Origin of the sequence: Shewanella sp. (genome assembly GCF_051658185.1) — a bacterium.
Classification (GTDB): Bacteria; Pseudomonadota; Gammaproteobacteria; order Enterobacterales; family Shewanellaceae; genus Shewanella.
Genome location: NZ_JBOFMC010000304.1, coordinates 1 through 1,906 on the forward strand (window position 1 = coordinate 1; position 1,906 = coordinate 1,906).

Genomic DNA, 1,906 nt, shown 5'->3' on the forward strand with positions numbered 1-1,906 from the left:
GTAAGTCGTATTTGTGCTGTCAGTAAATAAGCGCTAGCCAGCTTACGTATCAAAGATGGCCAAAGTTTAATTTGTTTATCAGCGGCAAGTTACTTAAGCTGGGACATAATTGGCCTGCGCACGCTTGCATGGTGCGCGCTATTGGCTAACGCTTAGGGGCTTATGCTTACTGGTTTATGCTGTGGTAACACGGCATCGTTCATGGCCGTGGTTTGATGGTATAGGGCCTATGCGGTATGACAATCATCGTCATCATGCTGATGTATATAGGTTATTTTTTAAGGTTGTAGAGTGATCAGACATTGGTTAAACGGCATCATCTTACTTTGCATGGCAATCGTCTTTGTTGCCCATGGCGCAGGGGTGTTTGCCAATGTTGCCTTGAGCTCTGCCGCGCCTGATTGTAATAGTCAATATATACAGCCTGTTGCCAATAAACACGTGAGTGTCACGTCGGCTCATGCGGATCCAAGCGAAGCCAGCTCAGGTTGTGGTGCGATGGCGGGAACGGCGCAAAAAGGCGCGACCCCTTGTCCCCCTTCAGGCTTAGTTGCCCATGCCGATGATTTTAATGTCGTTCCGATAAATTCTCTGCGTTTTATTAATCTGGTGCTACATGATGTGCTGGAGGTTCAGCCTGTCTATCTGTTAGCGCATGATTTTACTTCCTACGCTATCCCGCCTGTCGAAAGGGTGAGGGGCATGCCGCGCCACGTCGATTGGACACTGTCAGCCATTTCTTCTCCTGCTCGTATTTCTGGCTGGAAAGCCTCTAATCTGCAATATCGGTTTAGCCAACAATCTGCTTAGCTCTCTGCTTATCTCTGGCATTTTTGCCGTAATTTTCTTTTTATTTTAGCAAGTTAGTCGCTTTGTGGCGCATAGCGAGCTTTTAGCTGTGCGCCCATTTTGCTTGCGTATGAGTGCGCTGATTGCGATGGACTTGTTGGGGGATCCGCCACGTTTGCACCTGTTGTGCGAGTTAAGGGGGATCTCAATCTCGAATATAAATTGTGAATAGCAATTGTGAATATCAATCCTAGCGCTTAAGACACGCAGTCCCAAAGCGCTAGGGGGAGTGTCATCCTATGGAACATCTACCGAATGAACGGCGGCTTAACCATTACGCCGCGTGGAAATATGTGGTGCTTATCACCGCGATTATTGTGATGTTATTTAGTGCTTTACCTACTTGGTATGGTGAAAATGCCGCAGTGCAAATTGGGGCGAAGGCGGGGCTGGCGTTAAGCCCTGTAGCGCTTAGGGATAAGTTACAAGCTCAGGGCATTGAGGTTAAGCGTATTGACCAACGTCAGGGCGAAACGCTGATAGTGCTTAACCAAGATAGTGAGCAAACCTTAGTTAAAACCTTACTGACGCCAATGGTGCAACAGCCTAAAGAGTTGACTTTGGCACTGGTCAGTGCTGCACCGAGTTGGTTGCAACATTTGGGAGCTGCGCCGATCAAACTCGGGCTGGATTTACGCGGTGGCGTGCAATTTCTATTAGATGTGGATATCGCCCCAGTGTACCAAGCGCAAGCGGATGCCGTGGTTGGGGCACTCAGGCAATTTTTCAACGATCATGGTATCCGAGGGGCCAGTGTGCGTGTCGATGCCTTGACGGAAGAAGCGGTTGGGCAATTGAGTATCAGTTTACCCGATAATGATGCCCGCGCCGCCGTACGTCAATTTATGAACGACACTTACCCCGCATGGCAACTGAGTCATGCTGATGGTGGCGGATTGCGAGCGATTTTGGGACAAGATGAACAGGTTAAACTGCGTAACCTCACGGTGCAGCAAAACCTGCAAATTATGCGAAGCCGCATTGAAGAGCTTGGGATCACCGAAGCCTTAGTGCAGCGCCAAGGTGAGCACCGTATTCGCATTGAATTGCCCGGTGT

General features: G+C 49.2%; 1 protein-coding gene and 1 pseudogene. Both read left to right on the forward strand.

Going from position 1 to position 1,906, the window contains the following annotated elements:
• The first annotated feature begins 291 nt into the window (after positions 1–291).
• Positions 292–810, forward strand: a complete 519-nt coding sequence (locus ACRCZA_RS11600) for a hypothetical protein (RefSeq protein WP_438674592.1) — start codon at positions 292–294, stop codon at positions 808–810.
• Positions 811–1,088: 278 nt separating this feature from the next.
• Positions 1,089–1,906: pseudogene (gene secD, locus ACRCZA_RS11605) on the forward strand (protein translocase subunit SecD); the annotation flags it as partial.